General features: G+C 62.5%; 25 protein-coding genes. 20 read left to right on the top strand and 5 right to left on the bottom strand.

Annotated features, from left to right (window positions below; all coding sequences use genetic code 11):
• The 6 genes from GH769_RS14255 (at nucleotide 1) to GH769_RS14280 (ending at nucleotide 4,980) form a co-directional block, all read left to right on the top strand.
• On the top strand, nucleotides 1–1,047 hold the full coding sequence (locus GH769_RS14255) for an ornithine cyclodeaminase (RefSeq protein WP_020301301.1): 1,047 nt from the start codon (nucleotides 1–3) through the stop codon (nucleotides 1,045–1,047).
• A gap of 227 nt (nucleotides 1,048–1,274) precedes the next feature.
• Entirely contained in the window at nucleotides 1,275–2,054 is a 780-nt protein-coding gene (locus GH769_RS14260) for an ABC transporter substrate-binding protein (protein WP_014719022.1), read from the top strand.
• A gap of 178 nt (nucleotides 2,055–2,232) precedes the next feature.
• The gene (locus GH769_RS14265) at nucleotides 2,233–2,934 is read left to right on the top strand and encodes an ABC transporter permease (protein WP_014719023.1); all 702 of its coding nucleotides are present in this window, start codon (nucleotides 2,233–2,235) and stop codon (nucleotides 2,932–2,934) included.
• On the top strand, nucleotides 2,931–3,644 hold the full coding sequence (locus tag GH769_RS14270) for an ABC transporter permease (RefSeq protein WP_014719024.1): 714 nt from the start codon (nucleotides 2,931–2,933) through the stop codon (nucleotides 3,642–3,644). Before GH769_RS14265 ends, GH769_RS14270 begins: the two co-directional genes overlap by 4 nt.
• A 3-nt stretch (nucleotides 3,645–3,647) precedes the next feature.
• On the top strand, nucleotides 3,648–4,478 hold the full coding sequence (locus GH769_RS14275; protein ID WP_272949497.1) for an ABC transporter ATP-binding protein: 831 nt from the start codon (nucleotides 3,648–3,650) through the stop codon (nucleotides 4,476–4,478).
• Nucleotides 4,479–4,482: 4 nt separating this feature from the next.
• The gene (locus GH769_RS14280) at nucleotides 4,483–4,980 is read left to right on the top strand and encodes an Lrp/AsnC family transcriptional regulator (protein WP_014719026.1); all 498 of its coding nucleotides are present in this window, start codon (nucleotides 4,483–4,485) and stop codon (nucleotides 4,978–4,980) included.
• 127 nt (nucleotides 4,981–5,107) lie between these two features.
• Here the strand turns inward: GH769_RS14280 and GH769_RS14285 are convergent, their stop codons facing one another.
• From GH769_RS14285 to GH769_RS14300, 4 genes are all read right to left on the bottom strand, one after another.
• Nucleotides 5,108–5,989 carry a TIGR03915 family putative DNA repair protein gene (locus tag GH769_RS14285; RefSeq protein ID WP_020301302.1) on the bottom strand — a complete coding sequence of 294 codons (882 nt, stop codon included), beginning with the start codon at nucleotides 5,987–5,989 and terminating at the stop codon, nucleotides 5,108–5,110.
• Nucleotides 5,986–7,206, bottom strand: coding sequence for a putative DNA modification/repair radical SAM protein (locus GH769_RS14290; RefSeq protein ID WP_014719028.1), 1,221 nt, complete (start codon nucleotides 7,204–7,206; stop codon nucleotides 5,986–5,988). Before GH769_RS14290 ends, GH769_RS14285 begins: the two co-directional genes overlap by 4 nt.
• A 100-nt stretch (nucleotides 7,207–7,306) precedes the next feature.
• Nucleotides 7,307–8,644 (bottom strand): lysine N(6)-hydroxylase/L-ornithine N(5)-oxygenase family protein, encoded by a 1,338-nt coding sequence (locus GH769_RS14295; RefSeq protein WP_014719029.1) that lies wholly within the window; start codon nucleotides 8,642–8,644, stop codon nucleotides 7,307–7,309.
• Nucleotides 8,645–8,763: 119 nt separating this feature from the next.
• Nucleotides 8,764–9,246 carry a sigma-70 family RNA polymerase sigma factor gene (locus tag GH769_RS14300; protein ID WP_014719030.1) on the bottom strand — a complete coding sequence of 161 codons (483 nt, stop codon included), beginning with the start codon at nucleotides 9,244–9,246 and terminating at the stop codon, nucleotides 8,764–8,766.
• Nucleotides 9,247–9,582: 336 nt separating this feature from the next.
• Here GH769_RS14300 and GH769_RS14305 point away from each other — a divergent pair, with 336 nt between their 5' ends.
• The 14 genes from GH769_RS14305 to GH769_RS14370 all read left to right on the top strand — a co-directional run bounded on the left by GH769_RS14305 (nucleotide 9,583) and on the right by GH769_RS14370 (nucleotide 25,770).
• Nucleotides 9,583–10,755: an efflux RND transporter periplasmic adaptor subunit gene (locus tag GH769_RS14305; protein ID WP_032902360.1), complete on the top strand. Its 1,173-nt coding sequence runs from the start codon at nucleotides 9,583–9,585 to the stop codon at nucleotides 10,753–10,755.
• Nucleotide 10,756: 1 nt separating this feature from the next.
• Nucleotides 10,757–12,730 carry a MacB family efflux pump subunit gene (locus GH769_RS14310; protein WP_032902361.1) on the top strand — a complete coding sequence of 658 codons (1,974 nt, stop codon included), beginning with the start codon at nucleotides 10,757–10,759 and terminating at the stop codon, nucleotides 12,728–12,730.
• Nucleotides 12,723–14,135 (top strand): efflux transporter outer membrane subunit, encoded by a 1,413-nt coding sequence (locus GH769_RS14315; RefSeq protein WP_032902362.1) that lies wholly within the window; start codon nucleotides 12,723–12,725, stop codon nucleotides 14,133–14,135. Before GH769_RS14310 ends, GH769_RS14315 begins: the two co-directional genes overlap by 8 nt.
• A 107-nt stretch (nucleotides 14,136–14,242) precedes the next feature.
• Entirely contained in the window at nucleotides 14,243–14,998 is a 756-nt protein-coding gene (locus tag GH769_RS14320; RefSeq protein ID WP_032902363.1) for a proteinase, read from the top strand.
• 108 nt (nucleotides 14,999–15,106) lie between these two features.
• Nucleotides 15,107–15,874 carry a FadR/GntR family transcriptional regulator gene (locus GH769_RS14325; protein ID WP_014719035.1) on the top strand — a complete coding sequence of 256 codons (768 nt, stop codon included), beginning with the start codon at nucleotides 15,107–15,109 and terminating at the stop codon, nucleotides 15,872–15,874.
• A gap of 237 nt (nucleotides 15,875–16,111) precedes the next feature.
• Complete coding sequence (locus tag GH769_RS14330; protein WP_014719036.1) at nucleotides 16,112–17,314, top strand: ABC transporter substrate-binding protein; 1,203 nt, start codon at nucleotides 16,112–16,114, stop codon at nucleotides 17,312–17,314.
• Between the two features lie 57 nt (nucleotides 17,315–17,371).
• Nucleotides 17,372–18,232: a branched-chain amino acid ABC transporter permease gene (locus tag GH769_RS14335; protein ID WP_020301305.1), complete on the top strand. Its 861-nt coding sequence runs from the start codon at nucleotides 17,372–17,374 to the stop codon at nucleotides 18,230–18,232.
• 1 nt (nucleotide 18,233) lies between these two features.
• Nucleotides 18,234–19,244: a branched-chain amino acid ABC transporter permease gene (locus tag GH769_RS14340; protein WP_032902364.1), complete on the top strand. Its 1,011-nt coding sequence runs from the start codon at nucleotides 18,234–18,236 to the stop codon at nucleotides 19,242–19,244.
• Nucleotides 19,241–19,990, top strand: a complete 750-nt coding sequence (locus tag GH769_RS14345) for an ABC transporter ATP-binding protein (protein WP_014719039.1) — start codon at nucleotides 19,241–19,243, stop codon at nucleotides 19,988–19,990. Before GH769_RS14340 ends, GH769_RS14345 begins: the two co-directional genes overlap by 4 nt.
• Nucleotides 19,990–20,685: an ABC transporter ATP-binding protein gene (locus tag GH769_RS14350; RefSeq protein WP_032902366.1), complete on the top strand. Its 696-nt coding sequence runs from the start codon at nucleotides 19,990–19,992 to the stop codon at nucleotides 20,683–20,685. The genes GH769_RS14345 and GH769_RS14350 overlap by 1 nt, the downstream gene beginning before the upstream one ends.
• A 13-nt stretch (nucleotides 20,686–20,698) precedes the next feature.
• On the top strand, nucleotides 20,699–21,967 hold the full coding sequence (locus GH769_RS14355) for a Zn-dependent hydrolase (RefSeq protein WP_020301307.1): 1,269 nt from the start codon (nucleotides 20,699–20,701) through the stop codon (nucleotides 21,965–21,967).
• Nucleotides 21,964–23,367 (top strand): amidase, encoded by a 1,404-nt coding sequence (locus GH769_RS14360; protein WP_032902367.1) that lies wholly within the window; start codon nucleotides 21,964–21,966, stop codon nucleotides 23,365–23,367. The genes GH769_RS14355 and GH769_RS14360 overlap by 4 nt, the downstream gene beginning before the upstream one ends.
• A gap of 476 nt (nucleotides 23,368–23,843) precedes the next feature.
• Entirely contained in the window at nucleotides 23,844–24,707 is an 864-nt protein-coding gene (locus tag GH769_RS14365) for a LysR family transcriptional regulator (RefSeq protein ID WP_020301309.1), read from the top strand.
• A 58-nt stretch (nucleotides 24,708–24,765) separates the two neighbouring features.
• Nucleotides 24,766–25,770 carry a LacI family DNA-binding transcriptional regulator gene (locus tag GH769_RS14370; protein WP_014719043.1) on the top strand — a complete coding sequence of 335 codons (1,005 nt, stop codon included), beginning with the start codon at nucleotides 24,766–24,768 and terminating at the stop codon, nucleotides 25,768–25,770.
• On the opposite strand, the gene GH769_RS14375 is transcribed toward GH769_RS14370, so the two are convergent.
• Nucleotides 25,767–26,492, bottom strand: coding sequence for an SDR family oxidoreductase (locus GH769_RS14375; protein ID WP_014719044.1), 726 nt, complete (start codon nucleotides 26,490–26,492; stop codon nucleotides 25,767–25,769). The two genes, GH769_RS14370 and GH769_RS14375, sit on opposite strands and share 4 nt — an antisense overlap.
• Nucleotides 26,493–26,536: the final 44 nt, after the last annotated feature.

The raw sequence follows: 26,536 nt of genomic DNA on the forward strand, positions 1-26,536 counted from the left end.
ATGACCCGTTACATCGACGTCAACGACCTCAGCTACCTGGTTTCGCAAAAAGGCCTGCAAACCTGCATCACCGAAATGGCCGACTACATTCGCGCCGACTACCTGCGCTGGCAGGATTTCGAGAAATGCGCGCGCCTGGCCAACCATTCACCGGATGGGGTGATCGAGCTGATGCCGGTGTCCGACGCCTCGCTGTACGCCTTCAAGTACGTCAACGGCCACCCGAAAAACACCCTGGCCGGCATGCTCACCGTGATGGCGTTCGGTGCCTTGGGCGACGTCGACACCGGTAAACCGGTGCTGCTGGCGGAAATGACCCTGACCACTGCGATCCGCACCGCCGCCACCTCGGCCCTGGTCGCCCGCTACCTGGCCCGCGCCAACAGCCGCAGCATGGCGCTGATCGGCAACGGCTGCCAAAGCGAATTCCAGGCCCTGGCCTTCCACGCCATGCTCGGTATTACTGAAATCCGCCTGTTCGACATCGACCCCCAGGCCACCGCCAAGCTCGCCGCCAACCTCAAGGCGTTCCCGGCGATCAAGGTGATCCTGGCCGCCAGCGTCGCCGAGGCAGTCAAAGGCGCGGACATTGTCACCACCGTGACTGCGGACAAAGCCTACGCCACCATCCTGACTGACGAGATGATCGAGCCAGGCATGCACCTCAATGCCGTGGGCGGTGACTGCCCGGGCAAGACCGAGCTGGACCGCCGCATCGTCGAGCGCGCTCGGGTGATCGTCGAGTACGAACCGCAAAGCCGCATCGAAGGTGAAATCCAGCATATGCCGGAAGATTCGCCGGTCACCGAGCTGTGGCAAGTGATCAACGGCCAACAGCCGGGCCGCGAAAATGACCGCCAAATTACCCTGTTCGACTCGGTGGGTTTTGCCATCGAAGACTACTCGGCCCTGCGCTATGTATTGGACGTGGCCAAAGCCTTGGATGTGGGCAGCGAGCTGGAGCTGGTGCCGGACCTGGCCGACCCGAAAAACCTGTTCGCACGCCTGGCCCAGCAACCTGTGGTACAGCATAAAAAGCGCGCCTGAAACCGCTCTGGCCTGCCGCTTTGCGACCAGGGCAGGCCAGATTCTAGTGGGTTAAAAGCCGATTTTGCCGGTGCCACAGCCGATTCCGCTGCATTGCTTGTTTTAACAGCGCAATTTGCGCTTTGCGCAGGGGGTAAACGACACAAAAAACGCACCACCATGAAGCATTCTCTGCTCCCAGTTATTCACTGCCCCTGACATCAATTACAAAATATAGGGACCGACACATGACTCCTCTGCGATCACTCTTCGCTGCGTTGCTGTTGCCACTGTGCGCCACTGCTGCCCACGCCCAGGACTGGAAAGAAATCCGGTTTGGCGTGTTCCCCGAATACCCGCCCTTCGAATCTGTCGCCGCCGACGGCAGCCTGCAAGGGTTCGATATCGAACTGGGCAACGCTATCTGCGCCAAGCTCGAAGTGAAATGCACCTGGGTGCACAACGAATTCGACGGCATGATCCCGGCCCTGCGTGCGCGCAAGTTCGACGCGATCATGTCCTCCATGGCCGTGACCCCGGCTCGTGAGAAAGTCATCGACTTCACCGACCGCCTGTTCCTCAGCCCCACCTCGGTGATCACCCGCAAAAACGCCACCTTCGGTGACACCCCCGAGTCGCTGAACGGCAAGCACGTTGGCGTGCTGCAAGGCTCGTTGCAGGAAGCCTATGCCCGCGCACACCTGGCCAAGCTCGGTGCACAGATCAAGGCATACCAGTCCCAGGAACAGAACTACGCCGACCTGCAAAACGGCCGCCTCGACGCCACCCTGACGGACAAGCTCGAAGCCCAGCTCAACTTCCTGTCCAAGCCCGAAGGCGCCGACTTCAAGACCGGCCCGGCCTTCAAGGACCCGACCCTGCCTCTGGACATCGCCATGGGCCTGCGCAAAAACGACCAGGCGTTGCGTGAGCTGATCAACAAGGGCATCGCCGCCGTCCAGGCCGATGGCACTTACGCACAGATCCAGAAGAAATACTTTGGCGATCAGGACATCTACAACGAGTAACCGGCAACCCGTGCCCCTGTGGGAGCGGGCTTGTTGTGACGAGGGAGCTAGCTCCCGCTGGGGTGCGAAGCGCCCCCAAAAAGCCGGCGCCAGCTGCGCTGTCGAACGGGAGCAAGCTCCCTCGCCACAACAAGCCAGCTCCCACAGTAAATCCGTGCACTCCTTCGAGATCTTCCCCATGAACGACCTCCTCAACCTGCAAGGCTACGGCCCCATGCTGGCCCAGGGTGCCTGGATGACGCTCAAGCTGGCGTTCCTCGCCCTGGCTCTGAGCCTTACGCTGGGCCTGGTCGCCGCTGGCGCCAAACTCTCCAGCGCCAAATGGCTGCGCGTGCCGGCCACGCTCTACACCACGTTGATCCGCAGCGTGCCGGACCTGGTGCTGATCCTGTTGATCTTCTACAGCCTGCAACTGTGGCTCAACGACCTGACCGAAGCGTTCGGCTGGGACTACGTTGAAATCGACCCGTTTACCGCCGGGGTGATCACCCTGGGCTTTATCTACGGTGCGTATTTCACCGAGAACTTCCGGGGTGCGATCCTCAGTGTGCCGGCGGGCCAACTGGAAGCCGCCACCGCCTACGGCCTGAGCCGCTGGCAGCGCTTTCACCTGGTGCTGTTCCCGCAACTGATGCGCTTTGCCCTGCCTGGCCTGGGAAATAACTGGCTGGTGCTGCTCAAGTCCACGGCGCTGGTGTCCATCATCGGCCTGTCAGACCTGGTCAAGGCCGCGCAGAACGCCGGCAAGTCCACCAGCGAGCCGCTGTACTTCCTGATCCTCGCGGGCCTGGTGTACCTGGTGATTACCACCCTCTCCAACCGCATCTTCAAGCGCCTGGAACGGCGCTATAACCTGGGCATCAAGGGGATGGCGCGATGATCGAACTGTTCCAGCAATACGGCCTGGCCTATCTGTTCAGCGATGGCAGCGGCCTGTCCGGTGTCGCCATGACCTTGTGGCTGTTCATTATCTCGGTGGTGCTCGGCTTTGGCCTGTCGATCCCCCTGGCGCTGGCACGCGTCTCAGAGCATTTCTGGCTGCGCTGGCCGGTGGAGGTTTACACCTACCTGTTCCGTGGCACGCCCCTGTATATCCAACTGCTGATTTGCTACACCGGGCTGTACAGCCTGGAAGTGGTGCAGGACAACGCCCTGCTCAACCAGTTTTTCCGCAATGCGCTGAACTGCACACTGTTGGCGTTTGTGCTCAACACCTGCGCCTACACCGTGGAAATCTTCGCCGGGGCAATCCGCAACATTCCCCATGGCGAGATCGAAGCGGCACGCGCCTATGGCCTGCACGGCTGGCGGCTGAACCTGTTTGTGATCGTGCCCGCCGCATTGCGTCGCGCCCTGCCGGCCTACAGCAATGAAATGATCCTGATGCTGCACGCCACGTCACTGGCGTTTACCGCCACCGTCGCCGACATCCTCAAGGTCGCCCGCGATGCCAATGCCGAGACGTTCCTGACCTTCCAGGCCTTCGGCATCGCCGCCCTGCTCTACATGCTGCTGTCCTTTGCACTGGTGGGCCTGTTCAGGCTGGCCGAACGTCGCTGGATGCGCTTTCTTGTTCCTACCCGAGGCTAACCCATGAATCAGTCCGCGCAGGCCCTGGCCGCTTATCCAATGGATATACCCGTCGGCAAAACCGCCACGGCGGCCATCAAGCTGCAAGTCGAAGGTATCCATAAACGCTACGGCGAACACGAAGTGCTCAAGGGCGTGTCCCTCAACGCACGCCAGGGCGATGTGATCAGCTTGATCGGCGCCAGCGGCTCGGGCAAAAGCACGATGCTGCGGTGCATCAACTTTCTGGAACAGCCTGACGCCGGGGTGATCACCCTGGACGGCATCAGCATCGAAATGCAACCAGGCCGCGCCGGCACCCGTGCGCCGCACCAGGCGCAACTGCAAAACCTGCGCACGCGCCTGGCCATGGTGTTCCAGCACTTCAACCTGTGGAGCCACATGACCGTGCTGGAAAACATCACCATGGCCCCGCGCCGGGTGCTGAACGTGAGCGCCGCCGAAGCCGAGAAACGTGCGCGGCTGTACCTGGACAAGGTCGGCCTGCCGAGCCGCGTGGCGGACCAATACCCGGCGTTCCTGTCCGGTGGCCAGCAGCAGCGCGTGGCCATTGCGCGGGCGCTGGCAATGGAACCGGAGATTATCCTGTTCGATGAACCCACCTCGGCCCTGGACCCGGAACTTGTAGGAGAAGTGCTCAAAGTCATACAGACGTTGGCCGAGGAAGGTCGTACCATGCTGATGGTCACCCACGAAATGGGCTTTGCCCGCCAGGTGTCCAGCCAAGTGCTGTTCCTGCACCAGGGCCGAGTCGAAGAACACGGCGGCGCCGAGATCCTCGACCATCCCACCAGCGAACGCTTGCAGCAATTTCTTTCCAACCGTTTGAAGTGAACTCATGGATACCAAGGCCCACGGACCCCATTCTTCCCCTACGCTGGATCGCATCGACGAAGCGATCATCGACGTACTCAGGCATCAGGGGCGTATTACCTACGAAAAGCTCTCGTCGCTGGTGCACCTCACCCCCAGGCCCTGCCTGGAACGGGTGCGCAAGCTGGAACGACGCGGGGTGATCCGTGGGTATGGGGCGATCATCGATGTGCAGATGGTCTCACCGGGGCTGTCGCTGCTGGTGCTGGTGGCCCTGTCCAACCAAAGCGGGCGCTCGGCGCAAAAGGCCTTCGAAGCCTGCGTGAAAGCCTGCCCGCAGGTATTCGAATGCCAGTTGATCAGCGGGCCGTTCGACTACAGCCTGCGCATGCGCTGCCGGGATATGGAACATTACCGGGTGCTGACCGAGACCTGGTTGAACAATGATGAGTTGCACATTGATAAGCTGGTGGCGCATCCGGAGTTGGCGGTGGTCAAGAACACCGCGACCGAACTGGCCTGATCCAGCTGGCTCGTTCCCACGCTCTGCGTGGGAATGCATCCAATGACGCTCCGCGTCACAACTTCAAGAGCAGACGCGGAGCGTCCAGGGTGGCATTCCCACGCAGAGCGTGGGAACGATCAATCAGTCACCCCACATCTGACGGGTCGACCGCTATCGCAGGCAAGCCAGCTCCCACATTGACCGGGTTTGCAATTCTTTTGCCTGGCTTGGCCCCCACCAGCTTCGCCTGCCCATCCTTCTGCTTGCCCGTACGCGCCTCGCTGATCAACCCTGGAATCAACTTGCCCTCCGGCAAATTCTTCCAGAAGCGGCTGGGCAAATGCCCTTCCATCACCTTAGGGTTCAAGCGTGCCGGGTTGAAGATGTGGCTGTAGTAGGTCAGCCACATGGCGCTGTGGGGATCTTCAACATTCTGCGCCAGTTGCTGCCAGGCCTCGGGGCACTGGCGCTGATGAATCAATTGCTCGCCGTCGTAATAGACCCCGTCCAGGGGCGTGGCGATCATCCAGCGATGGCGGCCCATGCGCCCGATAAAATGCTCGCTGGCGCTCTTGAGAATGTCATGGGCCGGCTCATGCCAGGCCACGTACTCCGGCAGTTCCGGCCCTGCCTCGGCCGGCAGCGCGATGAAGCGCACAAACGCGTGCAAGTGGTGGGCCTCCCGGCTGACTTGCTTGATGCGCCGCTGCAACTCGCTGCCAAGCTTGTCACCTGCCAGCATGGCCGTGCGATCACCGTGGCTGACCCGCCATAGCACTTCATACAACAGGCTCCAGCGCTGATCACCTTGATAACAGGCAGCGGACTCCAACAATTGCAACAACGCCTTGGGTATGCGCGCCTGAAACGGCCCCATCCCTGGTGGGATAGGTTCATCGGTAGCGAACAGGTCCGCCGCCTGCGCCTCGCCCCAGCTGACCTGGCTGGGGTCGACCTGATGGCTGAGCAACCAGCGGGCCTGTTCGCGCCAGGTGCTGAACAGGTTGTCGCACTCCAGGCTGATCATCCCCACAACCCCATCTGTTGCGGCTGCGGACGGTCCCGCAATTGTTCGCGCAACAACACACTGGTGCTGTCGGCCTGCTGCGGGTGGTAGTCGCTGGTGATGAAAAACGGCTTGGCCTTGGCCAGCACGCAGCGCATGCGCGCCAGGTCTTCGAAGCGGATCTTGCGCTCACGGCGCAGGTCGACCAGGCGCTGGGTGGTGCGCAGGCCGATGCCGGGGATACGTGCGATCAGGGTCGGCTCGGCGCGGTTGAGGTCCAGGGGGAACACCTCGCGATGCTCCAGGGCCCACGCCAGCTTGGGGTCGATATCCAGTGCCAGGTCACCGGGGCCGGCGAACAGCTCATTGGCGCTGAAACCGTAGCTGCGCAGCAGGAAATCAGCCTGGTACAAGCGGTGCTCGCGCATCAAGGGCGGCGCGGCCAGGGGTACGCTTTTCGGGCTGTTGGGGATGGGGCTGAACGCCGAGTAATACACGCGGCGCAGCTTGAAATTACCGTACAACGCCTCGGCACCGTGCAGGATGGTGCTGTCGTCGGTGTCGTCGGCGCCGACGATCATCTGCGTGCTCTGCCCGGCCGGGGCGAAACGTGGCGCGCGGGGTTCGTTGAGCACCGTCTGTTCGCCGGTGTAGATGGTCTGCATGGCCTGCTTGATCGAGCCGATCTGCTTCTCGGGCGCCAGGGTTTGCAGGCTGGCGTCGGTGGGCAGTTCGATATTCACGCTGAGGCGATCGGCATAACGGCCAGCCTCGGCGATCAGGGCCGGGTCGGCATCGGGGATGGTCTTGAGGTGGATATAACCGCGAAAGTCATGCTCTTCGCGCAGCAGTTTGGCGACCCGCACCAGTTGCTCCATGGTGTAGTCCGACGAACGGATGATGCCGGAACTGAGGAACAGCCCACTGACGCAATTGCGCTTGTAGAAATCCAGGGTCAGGGTGACCACCTCCTCCGGGCTGAAGCGCGCACGGGGCACGTCGCTGGAGCGGCGGTTGACGCAGTATTGGCAGTCGTAGAGGCAGAAGTTGGTGAGCAACACCTTGAGCAACGACACGCAACGGCCATCGGGCGTGTAGCTGTGGCAGATGCCCATGCCATTGGTGGAACCCAGCCCCGCCTTGCCCTCGGAACTGCGCTTGGGCGCGCCACTGCTGGCGCAGGACGCGTCGTACTTGGCGGCGTCGGCGAGGATGCTGAGTTTTTCGATCAACTGCATGGGGGGCTACCGATACTGGTTTTTTGTACAGTACCAATAGCCACACTTTGTCACAAGTGCCGTCTGTAGGAGCAAGCTCTGGCCACAATAAGCGGATCGGTCAGCTGGCGGTGGCCAGGAGCAGGTCCTGCACCGAACGCGCCTTGCCACGGTGATGGTCCAGCGCATACAACGACGCCGCAATCTCATCCGCCCGAATCGGCAACACCGACAGCAAGGTATCGCTCAAGCCATGGCTGGCCTGGCTGAAGCCCTGGATGTAGATGCCAGCCTTGCAGCGCTCGTCGGTGACGATGCGGTAGTCGCGGGCCACTTCAAAGTCGCCCATGTAGGCTTGCAGCGGCGCCAGCAGTTCACGGTGCATCTGGCGCTCGTAGCCGGTGGCCAGGATTACCGCGTCGTAATGGTTGAGGCTGGTTTCGCCGGTGGCGGTATTGCGCAGGGCCAGTTCGATGCCCAGCGGGCCGGCGGTGGCCTTCTCCACTACGGTCAGGGTGCGGAACGCCTGGCGGGCGATGCCGGAGACTTTCTGGCGGTAGAAAATCCCGTAGATGCGCTCGATCAGGTCCAGGTCCACCACCGAGTAGTTGGTGTTCTGGTACTCGGCGACCAAACGCTCACGCTCGGCACCGACTTGCTGGAACACCAGGTCAGTAAAGGCCGGCGAGAACACTTCGTTGACGAACGGGCTGTCGTCGGCCGGCTTGAGCGCCGAGCCGCGCAGGATCATGTCGACCTGCACCGACGGGAAGCTGTCATTGAGGTCGATAAAGGCTTCGGCCGCGCTCTGGCCACCGCCGATCACGGCGATGCGCATCGGCTTGCCGTCTACGCACGGCTGGCTGGCCATGCGCTCCAGGTACTGGGAATGGTGAAACACCCGGCTATCGCCCTTGAGCGCCTTGAATGCCTCGGGGATGCGCGGTGTGCCGCCGGCGCTGACCACCACCGAACGGGTGGTGCGCACATGCTGCTCGCCCTGGGCATCACGGGAGATCACGCGCAACGCCTCGACCTGCTGCTGATGCAGGATCGGCTCGATGGCCAGCACTTCCTCGCCGTAGTTGGCCTGGGCCTGGAACTGCCCCGCCACCCAGCGCAGGTAGTCGTTGTACTCCATGCGGCAGGGATAGAAGGTGCCCAGGTTGATGAAGTCCACCAGGCGTTCGTGGGCCTTGAGGTAGTTGACGAAGGAGTACGGGCTGGTGGGGTTGCGCAGGGTCACCAGGTCCTTGAGGAAGGAAATCTGCAGTTCGCTCTGGGTCACCAGGGTATTGCCGTGCCAGCGGTAGTCGGCTTGTTTGTCGAGAAACAGCACGTCCAGCTTGCCCTGGGCCTTTTCACGCTCCTGCAGGGCGATGGCCAGCGCCAGGTTCGAAGGGCCGAAACCGATCCCGATCAGGTCATGAACCGCGGGCGAAGCAATTGCCTGTGTCATTCCAGTGTCCTCTGGATAAGCCCCATGGCGGTGGGGCGGGAATACCTTCATGGCCTGAACAACAGGCCGTGTGTTGATAGGAAACGAGGACAGTGAAATAAAATTTAACTAACAGCCGATCAGTGCGCTTCCCACTCGCGCATGCGCACCCGGCAGTGCTTCATCGCATTGACGATGTGTTTTTCCACCAGGCTGCGGGAAATGCACAGGCGTTCGGCGATTTGCACGTGGGACAGGCCTTCGAGTTTGCGCAACAGGAAACTGTCGCGACAGGCCGCCGGCAACTCGGCCAAGGCGCGCTCGAGCATCTCCAGGCGCTGGCCCTGGTGGTGGCTGGTGTGGGGGGAACAGGCGGCGAAGCGCTCTTCGCTGTCCAGCACCTCAAGAGGCTCGGACTGACGCAAGGCATTACGCCGATGGCCGTCGATCACCAGGTTCAGTGCCGTGCGGTAAAGAAACGCGCGAGGCTGCTCGATTGGCGTATCGCTTACGCGCTCCAGCACCCGCACATAGGCGTCATGCACCACATCTTCGGCCACCTGGCGGTTACCCAGCTTGGCGTTCAGGAAACACACCAGCTCGCGATAGTAGTTTTCCAACATGACTCCTGAGCACCTCCCGGTGGTGTTGATCCTGTAGGAGCGTGCTTGCTCGCCAAGAACCTGAGGGCACATCGTTTTATCTGGATGCACGCGTTATCGTTGACGTTTTCGCGAGCGAACTTGCTCCCAACAGACAGCCATCGATGATGGCAGTTTGAGTACGTGCAATTTATAGTAATTCTCATCTACTTTTAAAGAAGTCTTGCTCCCACGTATGGTTTTTTTCGCCGACGCAGCTGTTACTGCGTATGTAAACGCCTAAATATTCGCGCAATTTTCTCGTATAACAGTCAGCTCTTCGCCACTCGGCCCCCTTTCCCTGGCTGGAACCAAAGCATGAAACGCCCTCGCCCCGCCCGCCTCGCCCTGCTTGCTGTGGTGTGCCTGATCCCCCTCCTTGCAGTGGCAGCCTGGCAGCTGTTGCCGCCAGGTCGAGATAGCTTGCCCACGGTCACTGTCGTGCGCGGCGACATTGAGAGCAGTGTCACCGCCCTGGGCACCCTGCAACCGCGACGCTACGTAGACGTCGGCGCCCAGGCCTCCGGACAGATTCGCAAGATCCATGTCGAGGCCGGTGACCAGGTCACGCAAGGCCAGCTACTGGTAGAGATCGACCCTGCCACGCAGCAGGCCAAACTCGACGCCAGCCGCTACGCCATCGAAAACCTCGAGGCCCAGTTGCAGGAACAAAAAGCCCAGCACGAACTGGCGCGCCAGAAGTATCAGCGCCAGCAGCGCCTGAGCGCCGGGAATGCCACCCGCGAAGAAGATGTGCAAACCGCCAAGGCCGAACTGAGTGCGACCCAGGCGCGGGTGGACATGTTCAAGGCCCAGATCCGCCAGGCCCAGGCCAGCCTGCGCAGTGACGAGGCCGAACTGGGCTATACGCGGATTTACGCGCCGATGAGCGGCACCGTAGTGGCGGTAGATGCGCGAGTCGGCCAGACGCTCAACGCCCAGCAACAGACGCCGTTGATCCTGCGCATCGCCAAACTGTCGCCGATGACCGTATGGGCCGAAGTGTCCGAAGCCGATATCGGCCACGTCCAACCGGGCATGAGCGCCTATTTCACCACCCTCGCCGGCGGCACCCGGCGCTGGACCAGCACCGTGCGCCAGATCCTGCCGATCCCGCCCAAGCCCCTGAACGAAACCAGCCAAGGCAGTGGCAGCCCCAGCAGTACCAGCAAAACCGGCAGTGGCCGGGTAGTGCTATACACCGTACTGCTGGATGTGGACAACGCTGACAATGCGTTAATGGCCGAAATGACCACCCAGGTGTTTTTCGTCGCCAGCCAGGCCAGGGACGCTCTCACCATCCCGGTCGCAGCGCTGCTCGGCAGCCAAGGCACCGACAAGCAGATCGCGCGGGTCGTGACCAAAAACGGCGCCATCAAGGAGCGAGAAGTACAGCTGGGTATCAGTGACCGCCTGCGGGTTGAAGTGTTGGATGGCCTGGACGAAGGCGATCACCTGTTGATCGGCCCAGCCAGCGGCAGCGGGGGTTGATGTGACCACGCCACTGATCGAACTCAAGAACATCCGCAAATCCTACGGCGGCGGCGACAGCCCGCAGGTCGACGTATTGCGTGGGATCGACCTGTCGATCCATGCAGGAGAGTTCGTTGCCATCGTCGGCGCCTCCGGCTCCGGCAAATCCACACTGATGAACATCCTCGGCTGCCTCGACCGCCCCACCGTGGGCGACTACCTGTTCGCAGGGGAAAACGTCGCGCACCTGGACAGCGACGCACTGGCCTGGCTGCGCCGCGAAGCCTTTGGTTTCGTGTTCCAGGGCTACCACCTGATCCCGTCCGGCTCGGCCCAGGAAAACGTTGAGATGCCGGCGATCTATGCGGGTATCAGCGCTGCCGAACGCCATGCCCGTGCCAAGGCTCTGCTGACCCGCCTGGGCCTGGCCGATCGCACCAACAACCGCCCGCACCAGCTCTCCGGTGGTCAGCAACAGCGCGTCTCGATTGCCCGGGCGTTGATGAACGGCGGGCATATAATCCTTGCCGACGAACCCACCGGGGCCCTCGACAGCCACAGCGGTGCCGAGGTGATGGTGCTGCTGGATGAATTGGCGAGCCAGGGCCATGTGGTTATCCTCATTACCCACGACCGCGAAGTCGCGGCGCATGCCAACCGCATCATTGAGATCAGCGACGGCCGGATCATCAGCGATTCGGCGTTGAGTACCCCCCACGTGCCCGTCACGGTCGGCAGCGACGCATTGCAAGCCGTGGATCTGCGCCAGCGCCTGGCCGACGGTGCCGAACACAATGGTGCCTGGAAAGCCGAGCTGCTGGACGCGGTGCAGGCAGCCTGGCGGGTCATGTGGATCAACCGCTTCCGCACCGCGCTGACGCTGCTGGGGATCATCATCGGCGTGGCGTCGGTGGTAGTGATGCTGGCGGTGGGCGAAGGCAGCAAGCGTCAGGTCATGGCGCAGATGGCGGCCTTCGGCTCCAACATCATCTATCTGAGCGGCTTTTCGCCTAACCCGCGCACACCGGCAGGTATCGTGACCCTCAATGATGTGGCGGCATTGGCTACATTGCCCCAGGTCAAGCGCATCATGCCGGTGAACGGCACCTACGCCGGCGTGCGCTTCGGCAACGTCGACTACATGGCCTATGTGGGCGGCAACGACACCAACTTCCCGGATATCTTCAACTGGCCAGTGGCCCAAGGTAGCTACTTTACCGAAGCCGACGAACGCGCCGGGGCCACGGTGGCGGTGATCGGCCATCGCGTGCGCGAAAAACTGTTCAAAGGCCAGCTAGACCCCATCGGCCAATACATCCTGATCGAAAACGTGCCCTTCCAAGTGATTGGCGTGTTGGCGGAAAAAGGCTCCAGCTCCGGGATGCAAGACAGCGACGACCGTGTCGCCATTCCCTATACCGCCGCCAGCGTGCGCCTGTTCGGCACCTATAATCCCGAATACGTTGTCATTGCCGCCGCCGATGCACGCAAGGTGCAAGAGGCCGAGCAAGCCATCAGTCAGCTTATGCAAAAGCTGCACGGCGGCAAACGCGACTTCCACCTGACCAACGACGCAGCGATGATCCAGGCCGAAGCACGGACCCAGAACACCCTGTCGCTGATGCTCGGCTCGATTGCAGCGATTTCCCTGCTGGTGGGCGGCATCGGCGTGATGAACATCATGTTGATGACCGTGCGCGAACGCACCCGTGAAATCGGCATCCGCATGGCCACCGGGGCGCGCCAGCGCGACATCCTGCGCCAGTTTCTCACCGAGGCGGTGATGCTCTCGGTGGTCGGCGGCCTGTTCGGTATTGCCCTGGCATTGCTGGTAGGCGGCGTGCTGGTGCTGGCTGAAGTGGCGGTACAGTTTTCCCTGGTGGCGGTGCTCGGCGCGTTTGGCTGTGCGCTGGTCACCGGCGTCGTATTCGGCTTCATGCCGGCCCGTAAAGCTGCCCGGCTTGATCCGGTTAAGGCGTTGACCAGTGAATAAACGATCTCTCACTCCACAACTGTCAGCGCTCAGTGTGTGCCTGTTGCTCACGGCCTGCGGCACTAACCCGCCCGCCATCGACAGTGGCCTTGCTGCGCCCGCCGCCTGGCATTTTGCCGAACGCGAAGCGACCCAAGCCATCAACCAACGTTGGTGGACGCAGTTTGGCAGCCCGGCGCTGAACCGCCTGATCGACCAGGCCCGCCGTGACAGCTTCGACGTGGCGGCGGCCATGGCGCGTGTCCGCCAGGCCCAGGCCACGGCGGTAATTGCCGGTGCACCGTTGTTGCCGGAACTGAAGTTCAACCTCAGCGCCAGCCGTCAACGGCTGTTGCGCGGCAGCGGCAACTCGGAGCTGGACGCCACCGAGAGCGACAGGACTGTCAACAACTATGACGCCAACCTCACGGCCAGCTACGAAATCGACTTCTGGGGTGGCCGCGCCGCTGCCCGCGACAGCGCCGTGCACAGCTTGCACGCCAGTGAGTTCGATCAGGCCAATGTGGAGCTGACCCTGCTCAGCAACGTCGCCGACCGCTACGCGCAAACCCTGGCCGCACGCCAGCGCCTGCAGATTGCCGAGCTCAACCTGGCGAATGCGCGCAATGTGCTGAACCTGGTGCAGACCCGCCACGACGCAGGTTCCGCCACGGCCCTGGAACTGGCACAACAGAAAAGCCTGGTGGCCGGTCAGCAACGGCAACTGCCGCTGATCGAGCAATCGGCCGAAGAATCGCAGATCACCCTCGCCGCCTTGCTCGGCCAACCCGTGCAGGCCCTGGAGCTAGGCACAGAACCCTTTCAGGCATTGACCTGGCCAAGTATCGGGCCTGGCGTGCCCAGCCAGTTATTGAGCCGGCGCCCCGACCTCGCCCAGGCCGAGGCCCAGTTGGCGGCGGCCAGCGCCGACGTCACGGTGGCCCGTGCGGCCATGCTACCGACGGTGACGTTGGGCGCAACGCTCGGCTCAGGCGCGTCCAAGGCTGAAGAGATCCTGCGCAGTCCCTTCTACACCCTGACCTCGGGCCTGATGGCGCCGATTTTCAATAATGGCCGGCTGAGCGCCGAGCGCGACAAGGCTCGGGCACGCCAGGATGAACTGCTGCAAACCTACCGTGGGGCGATCATCAACGGCTTTGCCGATGTGGAAAAAGCCCTCAGCAGCATCACCCGCCTGGACCAGCAACGCCAGTGGCAAACCGAAGAGCTGCAACAGGCGCAGGCCGCCTTCCAGATTGCCCAAAGCCGCTATGAAGCCGGCGCCGAAGACCTGCTCACGGTACTGCAAACCCAGCGCACCCTGTACGACGCCCAAGACCAGAACGTGCTACTGCGCCTGTCGCGCCTGCAAGCCAGCATCGCCCTGTACAAGGCATTGGGCGGTGGCTGGAACACCGATATCTGATAAACGAAACTCATATTTCTTACACGAGTTGTTTCTTCACCTTACATTTTCCACCCCAAGGTCCTTGGTAAAAAAGCCGTTATCACACGGATGCCCAGGACCTCATGATGAAACCCAGCGCTTTTGTAAACGGCCTGGCCTGCATCGGCTTTTGGCTGATACCAAACCTGGCGTTGGCCGAGCCCTTGATCGCCCCCACCGCGATCGACTGGTTGCTGGACTGCCCACTCACTGCAACAGCGCGCCTGGACCCCGAAGTGGTTGGCCGCACCCAATGCGGCCTGGTCAGCGTGCCCCGCGACCATGCCGCCCCCCAGCGCGGCCGCATTCGCCTGAGCGTGACACGGGTAGGCGCACGGCAGCCGCTCAACCGTGAAGGCGTGGTGTTCATCCAGGCCGGCGACCCCCAGCGGGTCAAAGGCGCACCTTTCGTCCTTCACTTGGCCAGCCGCTGGGAGTCGCTTGCCACCACCGCCTATCGCACCCTGGTCGACCGCTACGACGTGATCGAGCTGAGCACCCGCGACCTGCGCCAGGGCAATGCCGTGGAACAGGCCGCCCGGGACATGGAGTACGTGCGCGGGCAATTGGGCGAGGCGCGCCTCAACTACCTGGGCAACGCCGCGGCCACGCGCCTGGGCAACCGCTATGGCACGCTGTTTCCCGAGCGCGTCGGGCGCATGGTGCTGATCAATACCGAGCCTGGCGAAGCGCTCGCCGCTGGTGTCGAGCAGCTCTTGCTCAAGGAGTCGGCACACGCAGGCGCTGACGGCTGTGTGAGCCGCTGGCTAGGGGATTTTCTCGCTTATGGCAAACAGCCGCCGGCGACCGCACGCTGCCTGGATTTGGGCGCCTGGGAATAACCTGCGCATTTACGACCCCTATTCACCGAAAACGACCCCTTGCGTTGACGCACCTGCCCAATCGTTATTAAGTGCTATTTATCCGCATTAATACGATAAATCACCGCCATGCTGAGTCGTCCGTTACGCCGCAAACGCCAGAAGCTGTCCGATGTAATTGTCGAGTCGGTCAAGCGCTCGATCGTCACCGACGCCTTGAAGCCCGGCGATCGCCTGCCCACCGAACGCGAGCTGATGGAAAGCTTCCAGTGTTCCAAGGGTTCGGCACGCGAAGCGCTTAAGGCGTTGGAAGTGGAGGGCCTGGTGAGCACGCGCACCGGCCCCAGTGGCGGGGCGTACTTGAACCAGGCCGGCACCGAGCCGGCCAGCCGCGCCCTGCGCAATTACCTGCATTTCCAGCACCTGGACGGCGAGCAGGTCTACCAACTGCGCAAGGTCATCGAAGTGGAGTTGGCGGTGTCGGTGCTGGGGCGTTTGAGCGAAGACGACTACCTGGCCCTGCAAGCCAACGTGGATTTTTGCAGCGCCCCCGAAGACAGCGAAGCCGGCCAGCGCGAACAACGCCTGGCGGAACTGGAGTTCCACAACCTGCTGGCCCGGGCCTGCCCCAACCCGCTGCTGAGTTTCATGGCGCAGTTCCTCAATGACTTGCTGCGCGACCTGGTGGTGTTGAAAAAGGCCTACAAGCCCAAGCGCAAGCAGTTCGATGCGGCCAACCTCGACTATCACAAGCAACTGCTGATCGCCTTTCGCGCCGGGGATGAAAGTGCGGTGCGCAGCTTGATGCATGAACACATGTGCGATGCCGAACACCACATGACCGCGCTGGAAGGCCAGGTGAGCCCGCACTTCCTCTTGGAGTTCGACCACTCTTAAACACACCAACCATCCAATGTGGGAACCCGTTCAATGTGGGAGCTGGCTTGCCTGCGATGCGGGCGCCTCGGTGTTACAGAGGGACCGAGTAGAAGCCATCGCAGGCAAGCCAGCTCCCACATTTGACCCCGTTCCCCCGCGAAATCGAGTTATCCAATAACAAGCCTGCCCACAGGCCCTTGCTCCACCGTATCGCCCTTGCCGCTCCTGCCAATAACTAAACCAGGGAGTCACCCCATGCAGCGTCGTACGTTATTGAAAGCCAGCCTCACCGCCGCCGCCGCCCTCAGCCTTCCGCTGAGCGTGCGTTCGGCATTCGCCGCCGAGCCCTTTACCTTTTACGGCCTCAAGTCCATGTCTGGCGCCTTTGCCAGCTATGGCAAATTTGCCGATATGGGTTCACGCCTGGCGGTGAAACAACACCCCGACTTGCTCGGCCGCCCGCTGAACTACAAGGTCATCGATACCGAAGGCAACGCCGGCAAGGCGGTGCGCAAGGTGCAAGAGGCCATCGCGCAGGACGGCGCACGGTTCTTCCAGGGCTGCACGCTGTCGTCTTCCGCCCTGGCGGTAGCCAAGGAAGTGGACAAGGTCGGCGGCGTGTTCATGACCCCGGTGGGCGCCGATGAAGTCACAGGCAAGGACTGCAACAAGGCGACCTTCCGCTGGTCAGTGCCCACCTACGGTGCGATCCGCGAAACCATGGTGCCGCTGATCAAGTTGCTGCCGGACGCCAAGCGCTGGTACACCATCACCCCGCAATACGTGTTCGGCGAAGCCTTGCTCGAAGGGGCCAAAAACGTGCTCAAGGAACATAGCCTGGAACACGTGGGCAACAGCTACCACTCACTGCAGGAACAGGAGTTTTCCGGTTACCTGACCAACGCCATTTCCACCAAGCCCGATGTGCTGGTGCTGCTCAACTTTGGCAGCCAATCGTCCAACACCCTGCGCCAGGCCGTGAACTTCGGCATCAAGGAGCGCATGAAGGTATTGCTGGTGTGGTCTGCCGGCCTGGATCAGTTCCAGGAACTGGGCAGCGATGTGCTCGAAGGCGTGTACCTGGGCGCACAGTACTGGCACCAGGTCGACACCCCGCTCAATCGTGAGTTGGTCAAGCTGACCCAGGCCACCTACGGCATCAACCCCACCTACCCGCTGGCCGCCGACTACATCAGCACCAAAGTCATGCTCGACACCATCATCGCCACCGGCAGTTTCGACGGCCCGACCGTAGCCAAGGCCCTGCAAGGCTTGAGCTACGAAGGCCCGACCGGCAAAGAGTCGATCCGCGCCGGCGACCACCAGGTGATCAAGGATTACTACCTGCTGATCGGCAAGGCCAGCGGCGACATGGCCGACAAGGACGACCTGGCCAAAGTGCTCAGCGCTGGCCAGTCGTTCCCCGCAGTCGAGGCGACGGGCTGCACACTCGGCTGACCGCTTAACTTTTGTCGCGCAGGGCCGCGCAAGCGGCCACCTGCGGAGGGTGCCTGCATGCTTAATCTGTACCTGTTCCAGATCCTCAACGGCCTTGGGTTAGGGATGATCTACTTCCTGATCGCGGTGGGGCTGACGATCATTTTCGGCCTGCTCAACTTCGTCAACTTCGCCCACGGCGCGTTCTTCCTGCTCGGCGCCTACATCTGCTACACCGCGGTAAGCCTCACCGGCAGCTTCTGGCTGGCGTTGCTGATCGCGCCGTTGGTGGTGGCTGCGTTGGCCTGGGTGATTGAGCGCTTGTTGATCCAGCGTATCTACCACTTGCCGCACATGTTCCAGATTCTGGTGACCTTGGGGATCGCTCTGATCATCCAGGAAGCCAGCGTGATGATCTGGGGCCCGGTGGGCAAAAGCGTCGCCGTGCCGGAACTGTTGCGCGGCGTGCTGGTAGTGGGTGATTTTGTCTATCCCTACTACCGCCTGTTCCTCATCGTGTTTTCCGGGCTGGTGGGCCTGGGCCTGTGGCTGCTGCTGGAGCGCACGCGCTTCGGTGCCCTGGTGCGCGCCGGCAGTGAAAGCACCGAAACCGTGTCGCTACTGGGCACCAATATCTTCCGCCTGTTCTCCATGACCTTCGCCCTCGGCGTCGCCCTGGCCGGTGTCGCCGGGGTGTTGTTCGCGCCCTTGCGCGGCGCCCAGCCCTTCGTCGGCCCGGAGATTCTCGGCATCGCCTTCGTGGTGGTGGTGATCGGCGGCATGGGCTCGTTCAGCGGTGCGCTGGTCGGCGGTTTGCTGGTGGGCGTGGTGCAAAGCCTGATGACCACACTCTGGCCCCAGGGTGCGAGCCTGATGATCTACGGCGCCATGGCCGTGGTGATCCTGGTACGCCCTTACGGCCTGTTCGGGAGAGCCTGACATGAGCGAGAAAAACCCCCTGCCGTTTGCCAAGACCCAATCCAGAGCCATGTTGCTGTGGGTGCTGGCCGTGCTGATCGGCCTGCCGCTGGTGTTGCCCTCGGCGACCCTGGCCACCGAGATCCTGATCTTTGCCATGGCCGCCCTGGCCTGCAACCTGCTGCTGGGCTATACCGGGCTGCTGTCCTTCGGCCAAGGCATCTTCTTTGGTGCCGGAGCTTATTGTGCGGCGCTGTTGATGATCCACCTGCAACTGGGCCTGTTCATGGCGTTGCTGGGCGCGGCGCTGGCCGGTGGCGTGCTGGCTTTGCTGGTGGGTGCCCTGGCGATTCGGCGAACGGGCATTTACTTCGTGATGCTCACGTTGGCGTTCAGCCAGATGGCCTACTTCGTCGCCTACACCCTGAGCGACTGGACCGGCGGCGACAACGGCCTGCTCAGCGTACCGCGCCCGGAAATTCGTGTGGGCGACACCGTGCTGCTGTCCCTGGCCGATGCCCGTGCCTTCTATGGTTTTGTCGCGGTGCTGTTCCTGCTGATTTTCATCGGCGCACGCCGGGTGATCGCCTCGCCGTTCGGCAGCACGCTGATGGCGATACGCGAAAATGAAACCCGCGCCTCGGCCATCGGCTACGACACGCGTCACTTCAAGATCCTGGTGTTCGTGCTGTCCGGCGCGGTCACCGGGATTGCCGGGGCGCTGTACGCCATGCTGTTGCACTTTGTGCCGCTGTCGAATATCGACCTGGCGATGTCCGAGAACATCCTGATCATGACCATCGTCGGCGGCACCGGCTCGCTGTTCGGCTCACTGCTGGGCGCCGGTTCCATCGTGCTGCTGGGTGACTTTCTCTCCGATCTGTGGCCGCGCTGGCTGATGCTGCTGGGGGTGATCCTGATCCTGGTGGTGATCTTCATGCGCGGCGGTTTGTGGGGCGGCTTGGCGTCGCTGTTCGAAAAGCTGCGCGGCACGCGCAAACCCGCAGTCGTCGCCAAGGAGGACGGGCTATGAGTATCTTGCTGGAAACCCAGAACCTGGAGCTGGCCTACGGCGCGTTCCATGCGGTCAATGGCGTCAACCTCAAGGTCGAAGCCGGCACCATCCACACCATCATCGGCCCCAATGGCGCCGGCAAGACTAGCCTGTTTCATTGCCTGACGGGCGAACGCCAGGCCACCGCCGGAGCGATCCATTTCGACGGCAAGAACCTGATGCGCAAGCCCGCCCACGGCCGCGTCGGCCTGGGCATGGCGCGTTCGTTCCAGCTCACCAGCCTGTTCCAGAACCTCAGCGTGCGCGAAAACCTGCGCCTGGCCGCCCAGGGCCGCGATGGCTCGCGTGCCTTGAACTTCTGGCGTCGGGTGGACAGCCAGCGCGAACACCTGGAGATGGCCGACCAGGTGCTGGAACGCCTGCAACTCACGGCCCGCGCCGACACCCTGGCCGGTGAGTTGTCCCACGGCCAGCAACGGGTACTGGAGGTGGGCATGTCGATCTGCTCCAAACCCAAACTGTTGATGCTCGACGAGCCCACCTCGGGCATGGGCATCGACGATATCCCGATCATGACCCAACTGATCAGCGACCTTGGGCGCGACCATACGGTGCTGTTGATCGAACACAACATGAGCATCGTCATGTCCATCAGCCAACGCATCACGGTGATGAGCCATGGGCAGATTCTGGTGGAAGGCACGCCGGAGTTCGTGCGCGCCGATGAACGTGTGCGTACTGCCTATCTTGGGGAGGCTGCCTGATGCTGATCGTCGAGAATATCCATTCCTACTACGACAAGAGCCATGTGCTGGAGGGCGTGTCGCTGAGCGTCAATCCTGGCGAACTGGTGACCCTGCTGGGCCGTAACGGTGCCGGCAAGACCACCACCCTGCGTAGCATCCTCGGCATCATCTGCCCGCGCCAGGGCCAGATCCACTTCAACGGCCAGGCGTTGGTGGGGCAGAAGATTTTCGAAATTGCGCGCCAGGGCTTGGCGCTGGTGCCGGAAAACCGCGGGATTTTCCGCCTGCTGACGGTGGAAGAAAACCTGCGCATCGCCGCCCGCAAACACAGCCGCTGGCAACTGGAAGACGTGTACGCCATGTTCCCGCGCCTCAAGGAGCGGCGCAAAAACGCCGGCCATGCTTTGTCCGGCGGCGAACAGCAGATGCTCGCCATCGCCCGCGCCCTGCTGAACGACCCCAAGCTGCTGATCCTCGACGAACCCACTGAAGGCCTGGCCCCGGTGATCGTTGACGAGCTGGTGAAGATCCTGCGCGAGGTCAAGGACGAGGGCCTGCCGGTGTTGCTGGTGGAACAGAACCTGATGGTCTGCGACAAGCTCGCCGACCGCCATTACGTGCTCGAACAGGGCCGCGTGGTGTACGAGGGCAGCGCCGCTGACTTCCGCGCCGACCCGACGATCAAAAACCGATACCTGGCCTTGAGTGCCTGAGTGGAGATTCCTGATGAATAGTCTTGCGCAACCGCTCCAGAGCAATGCCCCGCTGATCAACCGCGACCGCTTGTGGCAGTCGCTGATGGACCTGGCCCAACTCGGCGCCACGGCCAAGGGCGGCGTGTGTCGCCTGGCCCTCACCGACCTGGACCGCCAGGCCCGCGACCTGTTCGTGCAGTGGTGCGAGGCCGCCGGGTGCAGCATCAGTGTGGATGCCATCGGCAATATCTTCGCCCGCCGTCCTGGCCGCAACCCCGCCCTGCCCCCGGTCATGACCGGCAGCCATATCGACACCCAGCCCACCGGCGGCAAGTTCGACGGTTGCTACGGGGTAATGGCCGGGCTGGAAGTGATCCGCACGCTCAATGACTTGCAGATCGAAACCCAGGCGCCCATCGAAGTGGTGGTGTGGACCAACGAAGAAGGCTCGCGCTTCCCGCCGTGCATGATGGGCTCCGGGGTATTTGCCGGGAAGTTCGACCTGCAGGACACCCTCGACAAGCGCGACGACCAGGGCCTGTCGGTAGGCAGCGAATTGCAGCGCATCGGCTATGCCGGTTCGCGTGTGGTGCTGGGCCATCCGGTGGGCGCTTATTTCGAAGCGCATATTGAGCAAGGCCCGGTGCTGGAGGACCAGGCCATTACCCTGGGCGTGGTGATGGGCTGCCTGGGCCAGAAGTGGTTCGACCTGACTCTCACCGGCGTAGAGGCGCATGCGGGCCCTACGCCCATGCACCTGCGCAAGGATGCCCTGGTGGGCGCTGCCGAGGTGGTCAGCGCGGTCAACCGTATCGCCCATCAGCATCAGCCTCACGCCTGCGGCACCGTCGGCTGCCTGAACCTGCACCCTGGCTCGCGCAACGTGATCCCCGGCCAGGTGCACATGACCATCGACCTGCGTCACCTGCACGCCGACAAGCTGCAAGCCATGGTCGATGAAGTGCGCGCAGTGATCGAAGACGCGGCCGCCCGCCACGGCTTGACGTTTGACCTGACGCCCACCGCCGACTTCCCGCCGCTGGACTTTCACCCGACCTGTGTCAATGCCGTGCGCGAGGCTGCCCAGGCATTGGGCTTGAGCCATATGGACATTGTCAGCGGTGCCGGGCATGACGCGATCTTCGTCGCTGAACTGGGCCCGGCCGGGATGATCTTTGTGCCGTGCGAAGGCGGCATCAGCCATAACGAAATCGAAAACGCCGCGCCGGATGACCTGGCGGCGGGTTGCGCGGTGTTGCTGCGCGCCATGGTCAAGGCGGCACAGGGGGATGTGGCATGAGTGAGATTGGCCAACTGACAGCGGTGCAACTGTTGCAGCACTTTCGCGACAAGACCTTGTCACCCGTGGAGGTCACCGAAGACGCGTTGCTGCGCATCGAGCGCTATAACCCGGTGGTGAATGCCTACTGCCATGTCGACCCGCAAGGCGCCTTGGACGCTGCGCGGGCGTCGGAACAACGCTGGTTCAAGGGCGAACCTTGCGGCGCCCTGGATGGCGTGCCGGCGTCGATCAAAGACCTAACGCTGACGGTCGGTATGCCCACGCGCAAAGGCTCGCGCACCTCCAGTGCCGAGGGCCCGTGGGACGTGGACGCGCCCTTCTCGGCCTTCATGCGCAAGGCCGGCGCGGTGCTGCTGGGCAAGACCACCACCCCGGAATTCGGCTGGAAAGGCGTCACCGATAACCCGCTGTATGGCATCACCCGCAACCCGTGGGACACGCGCACCACCGCCGGTGGCTCGTCCGGGGGCGCCGCTGCGGCGGCGGCATTGAACCTGGGCGTGCTGCACCAGGGCAGCGACGCCGGCGGCTCGATCCGTATTCCCTGTGCGTTTACTGGCACCTTCGGGATCAAGCCGACTTTCGGCTATGTACCGCAATGGCCGGCCAGTTCCATGACGATTCTGTCGCACCTGGGCCCGATGACGCGCACCGTGGAAGACAGCGTGCTGATGCTGCAAGCCGTGGCGCAGCCGGATGCGCGAGATGGCTTGATCGGCGCGCCAAGGACCAGGCCCTGGCTCGCTCCAGGAACGGACTTGAAGGGGTTGCGTATCGCCTATAGCCCCACGTTCGGCTATGTGAAAGTCGACCGGCAGGTCGCCAGCGTAGTTGCCCAGGCTGTGGAGGGCCTGGTGCAACTGGGCGCCCATGTCGAGCAGATCGACCCCGGTTTCAGCGACCCGCTGGAGGTGTTCAGCACCCTATGGGCTGCCGGCGCAGCACGCCTGACCGGCACGATGAGCGAGGCGCAAAGGCAACTTCTGGACCCAGGGCTGCTACGCATTGCACAACGGGGCGAGCGCTTGAGCCTGGATGATTTCAACGCAGCCCTGGAAGCCCGGGCGGCGCTGGTCGCACAGATGGCGGCTTTCCATGAGCATTACGATGTGCTGGTGTCACCGATGATGCCGATCACCGCGTTCGAAGCCGGGCACAACGTACCGCCGGGTTCGGGAATGACTGAGTGGATGGAATGGACGCCGTTCACCTACCCGTTCAACCTCACCCAGCAACCGGCGGCGTCAGTGCCCTGCGGGTTGGCGGCAAATGGCTTGCCAGTGGGCTTGCATGTGGTGGGCGCGCGGTTTGCCGATGAGCAGGTGTTGAGGGTGTGTCACGCATATGCACAGGCATTCCCCACAGAACACTTGCACACACCGAGAAGCCCGACCTGAAATACCTACAACTGTGGGAGCTGGCTTGCCTGCGATAGCGCTGGTTCAGTCAGCACATTGGCCTCTGACACACCGCCGTCGCAGCTTCTACACAATTTTGTAGGTTGTAGCAGCCAACGGTAACCACGATGCGAAGCGAGCCGCTCTTGATCTGCTTTTGATCTTGATCTCAGGCGCCCCGTTAAACCACGCTGGCCGGAATTCGACAGGGATTTGGGGGGTAAACCGGCAGGGATGCCGGTTTAGCCGCCGTCAGGGCGGAACCCTAAGTGGCCGTTACCGCAGCAATGGATATGTACACCATCCAACTGTGTTGACTGCCAGGCCGTCTTCGCGAGCAAGCCCGCTCCCACAGTTTGACTGCGGGGTGTCAGGTAGATAAGCGTCGGCGTTCAGGTCGCTATCGCAGGCAAGCCAGCTCCCACAGGTTTGACCGCATTCCTTTACACTGTCTTCCATTCATCCCCGGGGGCTTCATGGACATCGAACTGGCACGCACCTTCCTCGAAATCACCCGCTGCGGCAGCCTGGCCGCAGCGGCCGAGAAACTGCACGTCACCCAGACCGCTATCACCGCTCGTGTCAAAAACCTCGAGAACCAGCTCGGCTGCACGCTGTTCGTGCGCAACCGTGCCGGTGCGCGGCTGACCGCCGACGGCGAGGCCTTCGTGGTGTACGCCAACCAGTTGCTGCAGACCTGGGAAGCGGCGCGACGCGACCTGCCGTTGCCCGATGGCTATCGCAATGTGCTGCATATCGGCGGAGAGGTCAGCCTGTGCAACCCATTGATGCTCGGCTGGGCCAAGGCGCTGCGCGAGCACATTCCGGGGCACGCGCTGCGCACCGAGGTGCGTGAAGGCGAGTACCTGCTGCGCCAACTGGAGTTGGGTGTGCTCGACGCCGCCTTGGTGTTCCAGCCGCAATACTGGCCGGGCTTGCAGGTGGAGCAGGTGCTGGAAGAAAAACTGATCCTGGTGCAATTGGCGAACAAACCCTCGCCTTACGTGTATATCGACTGGGGCCAGGGTTTTCGTCAGCAACACGACGCCGCCCTGCCCGACCGTGCGCGTGCCGCGCTGAGTTTCAACCTGGGGCCGCTGGCGTTGCAGTACATTCTGGAAAACGGCGGTGCCGGCTACTTCCGCACACGGGTGGTGCAAAGCTACCTGGACAGCGGCGTGATGCAGCGCGTGCCCAAGGCGCCGGAATTCAGCTTTCCGACCTACCTGGTGTACTCGCGGGCGCGGGATTCGGCGGTGTTGCAGCAAGCCCTGGAACTGCTACGCGCGGTGGTGAAGGCCGAAGGCGACTGGTCGCAACGCTGGGACCCGCTGATTTGAATCACTCTACATCTGCGCACATGCTAGCCTGCTGGTGTTTCCTCTCGCAGCCTTACCGATGAACAAGAAAAAGTCCGTCACCATCAGCGACATTGCCAAACGGGTCGGCATGACCACCATTACGGTGTCCCGGGCCCTGAGCAAACCCGACCTGGTCAAACCCGCCACCCTGGCGCGCATTCTTGAAGTGGCTCGCGAGCTCGACTACGTGCCCAACGCCTTCGCCCGTGGGCTCAAGCGCAGTGAAAGCCTGATCCTCGGGGTCATCACCGCATCGGTAGACAACCCGTTCTACAGCGAGATGATCAAGGCCATTTCCCGCGAGGCGAAAAAGCACGGCTACACCATCATGCTGGTGGACACCGATGAACTTGAAGAACTCGAAAGCAAGGCAGTCGATACCCTCCTGGGCTACCGCGTGGCGGGGATCATCCTGTCGCCGGTTTCCGACGAGCCAAGCTACCAGCCCGACTACCTGGAGCGCCTGGGCAACGGCAAGACCCCGGTGGTACTGCTCGATCGCACGATCCACGACAGCCCGTTCAGCCGTGTTGTGCTCGACAACTACCACAGCGGCCTGCAAGCCGCGCACTACCTGTTACGCCAAACCCCGAACCTCAAGCGCCTGCTGGTGCTGACCGGCCCCGAGCACTCGCGCATCAGCGTGGAGCGCCTCAAGGGCCTGCGCGAAGTGCTGGCCGAGCACCCCGACATTCAGGTCGAGGTGCAGGCGGGCGACTACACGCTGATGCCGGCTTATTTACATACTCTCGACTACCTGGCCGCACACTCGGCGCCGGATGCGATCATGGGCTTCAACCAGTTGATCACCCTGGGCGCCCTGCGCGCCTTGCGCATGCACAACATCGCCCATGACAGCCTGACCATCTGTGGCATCGACCGCCTGCCCTTCGCCGATATCTTCGGCGTGCCCATCGCTTGCGTAGCCCATGATGCATCCCTGGCCGGCAGCAGTGCCGTGCGCCTGCTACTTGACCGCCTGCAAGACCCGCACAAGCCACGGGACAAAGTGGTCATCGCCGGGCAGTTGGAAAACGGCTAGCGGCTGGTGTAGCCGCCGTCCACCGGCAGGCTGACGCCACTGATCATGCTCGCCGCGTCGCTAAGCAAAAACAGCACCGGTAGCGCCACTTCCGCCGGTTGCGCAAAACGCCCCAAAGGAATCGCTGCCAGCGCCGGGTCGCGCTTGGCCGGGTCGGACCAGGCCATGGCCGCCATCGGCGTCAAGGTCACGGTGGGGTTGACGCTGTTGACGCGTATGCGAAAACGGCCCCACTCGGCGCATTGCACGCGGGTGATCGCATCCAGTGCAGCCTTGGAGGCGCAGTAGCTCAGGTGATCGTCCAGCGCCACCAACGACGCCTGACTGGAGACGTTGACGATGCTGCCCGCCATGTTCGCTTCGATCATCTTTGCCGCGACCCGGCTGGCCACTTGCGCAGCGGCGCGGGCGTTGACGCTCATCACCTGGTCGAAGGCGCTGGCGCTGATGGCCGCGGCAGGCTCCAAGCGTGAGATACCGGCGCAGTTGACCAGACCGTGCAGAGGCGGCAAATCTTGCAGGGTTTTGTCGAGGGCGACGCTGTCAGCGATATCTACGCACAGGGTGTGGCACCCCAATGCAGCCAACGCCTGGGCATCGCGACCGAGAGCGAAGACTTCAGCGCCGCTGGCGATCAGTTGCTGGGCAATTTCGCGACCGATGCCGCTGCTGGCACCAGTGACGAGGATGCGCTGGTGCGAGAAGTCGAAGGTGGTGGTCATAAATAAAGATCTCAAAACCAATGAAGACCCACTGTGGGAGCTGG

Source organism: Pseudomonas sp. CFSAN084952 (genome assembly GCF_009648855.1).
Lineage (GTDB): Bacteria > Pseudomonadota > Gammaproteobacteria > Pseudomonadales > Pseudomonadaceae > Aquipseudomonas > Aquipseudomonas paracarnis.

Coding starts and splice junctions, on each gene's coding strand:
- GH769_RS14280 (WP_014719026.1), top strand. CDS start 4,483: ATGGATACCAAGGCCCACGGACCCCATTCTTCCCCTACGCTGGATCGC.
- GH769_RS14350 (WP_032902366.1), top strand. CDS start 19,990: ATGCTGATCGTCGAGAATATCCATTCCTACTACGACAAGAGCCATGTG.
- GH769_RS14340 (WP_032902364.1), top strand. CDS start 18,234: ATGAGCGAGAAAAACCCCCTGCCGTTTGCCAAGACCCAATCCAGAGCC.
- GH769_RS14290 (WP_014719028.1), bottom strand. CDS start 7,206: ATGCAGTTGATCGAAAAACTCAGCATCCTCGCCGACGCCGCCAAGTAC.
- GH769_RS14300 (WP_014719030.1), bottom strand. CDS start 9,246: ATGTTGGAAAACTACTATCGCGAGCTGGTGTGTTTCCTGAACGCCAAG.
- GH769_RS14360 (WP_032902367.1), top strand. CDS start 21,964: ATGAGTGAGATTGGCCAACTGACAGCGGTGCAACTGTTGCAGCACTTT.
- GH769_RS14270 (WP_014719024.1), top strand. CDS start 2,931: ATGATCGAACTGTTCCAGCAATACGGCCTGGCCTATCTGTTCAGCGAT.
- GH769_RS14330 (WP_014719036.1), top strand. CDS start 16,112: ATGCAGCGTCGTACGTTATTGAAAGCCAGCCTCACCGCCGCCGCCGCC.
- GH769_RS14265 (WP_014719023.1), top strand. CDS start 2,233: ATGAACGACCTCCTCAACCTGCAAGGCTACGGCCCCATGCTGGCCCAG.
- GH769_RS14325 (WP_014719035.1), top strand. CDS start 15,107: ATGCTGAGTCGTCCGTTACGCCGCAAACGCCAGAAGCTGTCCGATGTA.
- GH769_RS14345 (WP_014719039.1), top strand. CDS start 19,241: ATGAGTATCTTGCTGGAAACCCAGAACCTGGAGCTGGCCTACGGCGCG.
- GH769_RS14355 (WP_020301307.1), top strand. CDS start 20,699: ATGAATAGTCTTGCGCAACCGCTCCAGAGCAATGCCCCGCTGATCAAC.
- GH769_RS14375 (WP_014719044.1), bottom strand. CDS start 26,492: ATGACCACCACCTTCGACTTCTCGCACCAGCGCATCCTCGTCACTGGT.
- GH769_RS14365 (WP_020301309.1), top strand. CDS start 23,844: ATGGACATCGAACTGGCACGCACCTTCCTCGAAATCACCCGCTGCGGC.
- GH769_RS14295 (WP_014719029.1), bottom strand. CDS start 8,644: ATGACACAGGCAATTGCTTCGCCCGCGGTTCATGACCTGATCGGGATC.
- GH769_RS14260 (WP_014719022.1), top strand. CDS start 1,275: ATGACTCCTCTGCGATCACTCTTCGCTGCGTTGCTGTTGCCACTGTGC.
- GH769_RS14275 (WP_272949497.1), top strand. CDS start 3,648: ATGAATCAGTCCGCGCAGGCCCTGGCCGCTTATCCAATGGATATACCC.
- GH769_RS14335 (WP_020301305.1), top strand. CDS start 17,372: ATGCTTAATCTGTACCTGTTCCAGATCCTCAACGGCCTTGGGTTAGGG.
- GH769_RS14255 (WP_020301301.1), top strand. CDS start 1: ATGACCCGTTACATCGACGTCAACGACCTCAGCTACCTGGTTTCGCAA.
- GH769_RS14320 (WP_032902363.1), top strand. CDS start 14,243: ATGAAACCCAGCGCTTTTGTAAACGGCCTGGCCTGCATCGGCTTTTGG.
- GH769_RS14370 (WP_014719043.1), top strand. CDS start 24,766: ATGAACAAGAAAAAGTCCGTCACCATCAGCGACATTGCCAAACGGGTC.
- GH769_RS14305 (WP_032902360.1), top strand. CDS start 9,583: ATGAAACGCCCTCGCCCCGCCCGCCTCGCCCTGCTTGCTGTGGTGTGC.
- GH769_RS14285 (WP_020301302.1), bottom strand. CDS start 5,989: ATGATCAGCCTGGAGTGCGACAACCTGTTCAGCACCTGGCGCGAACAG.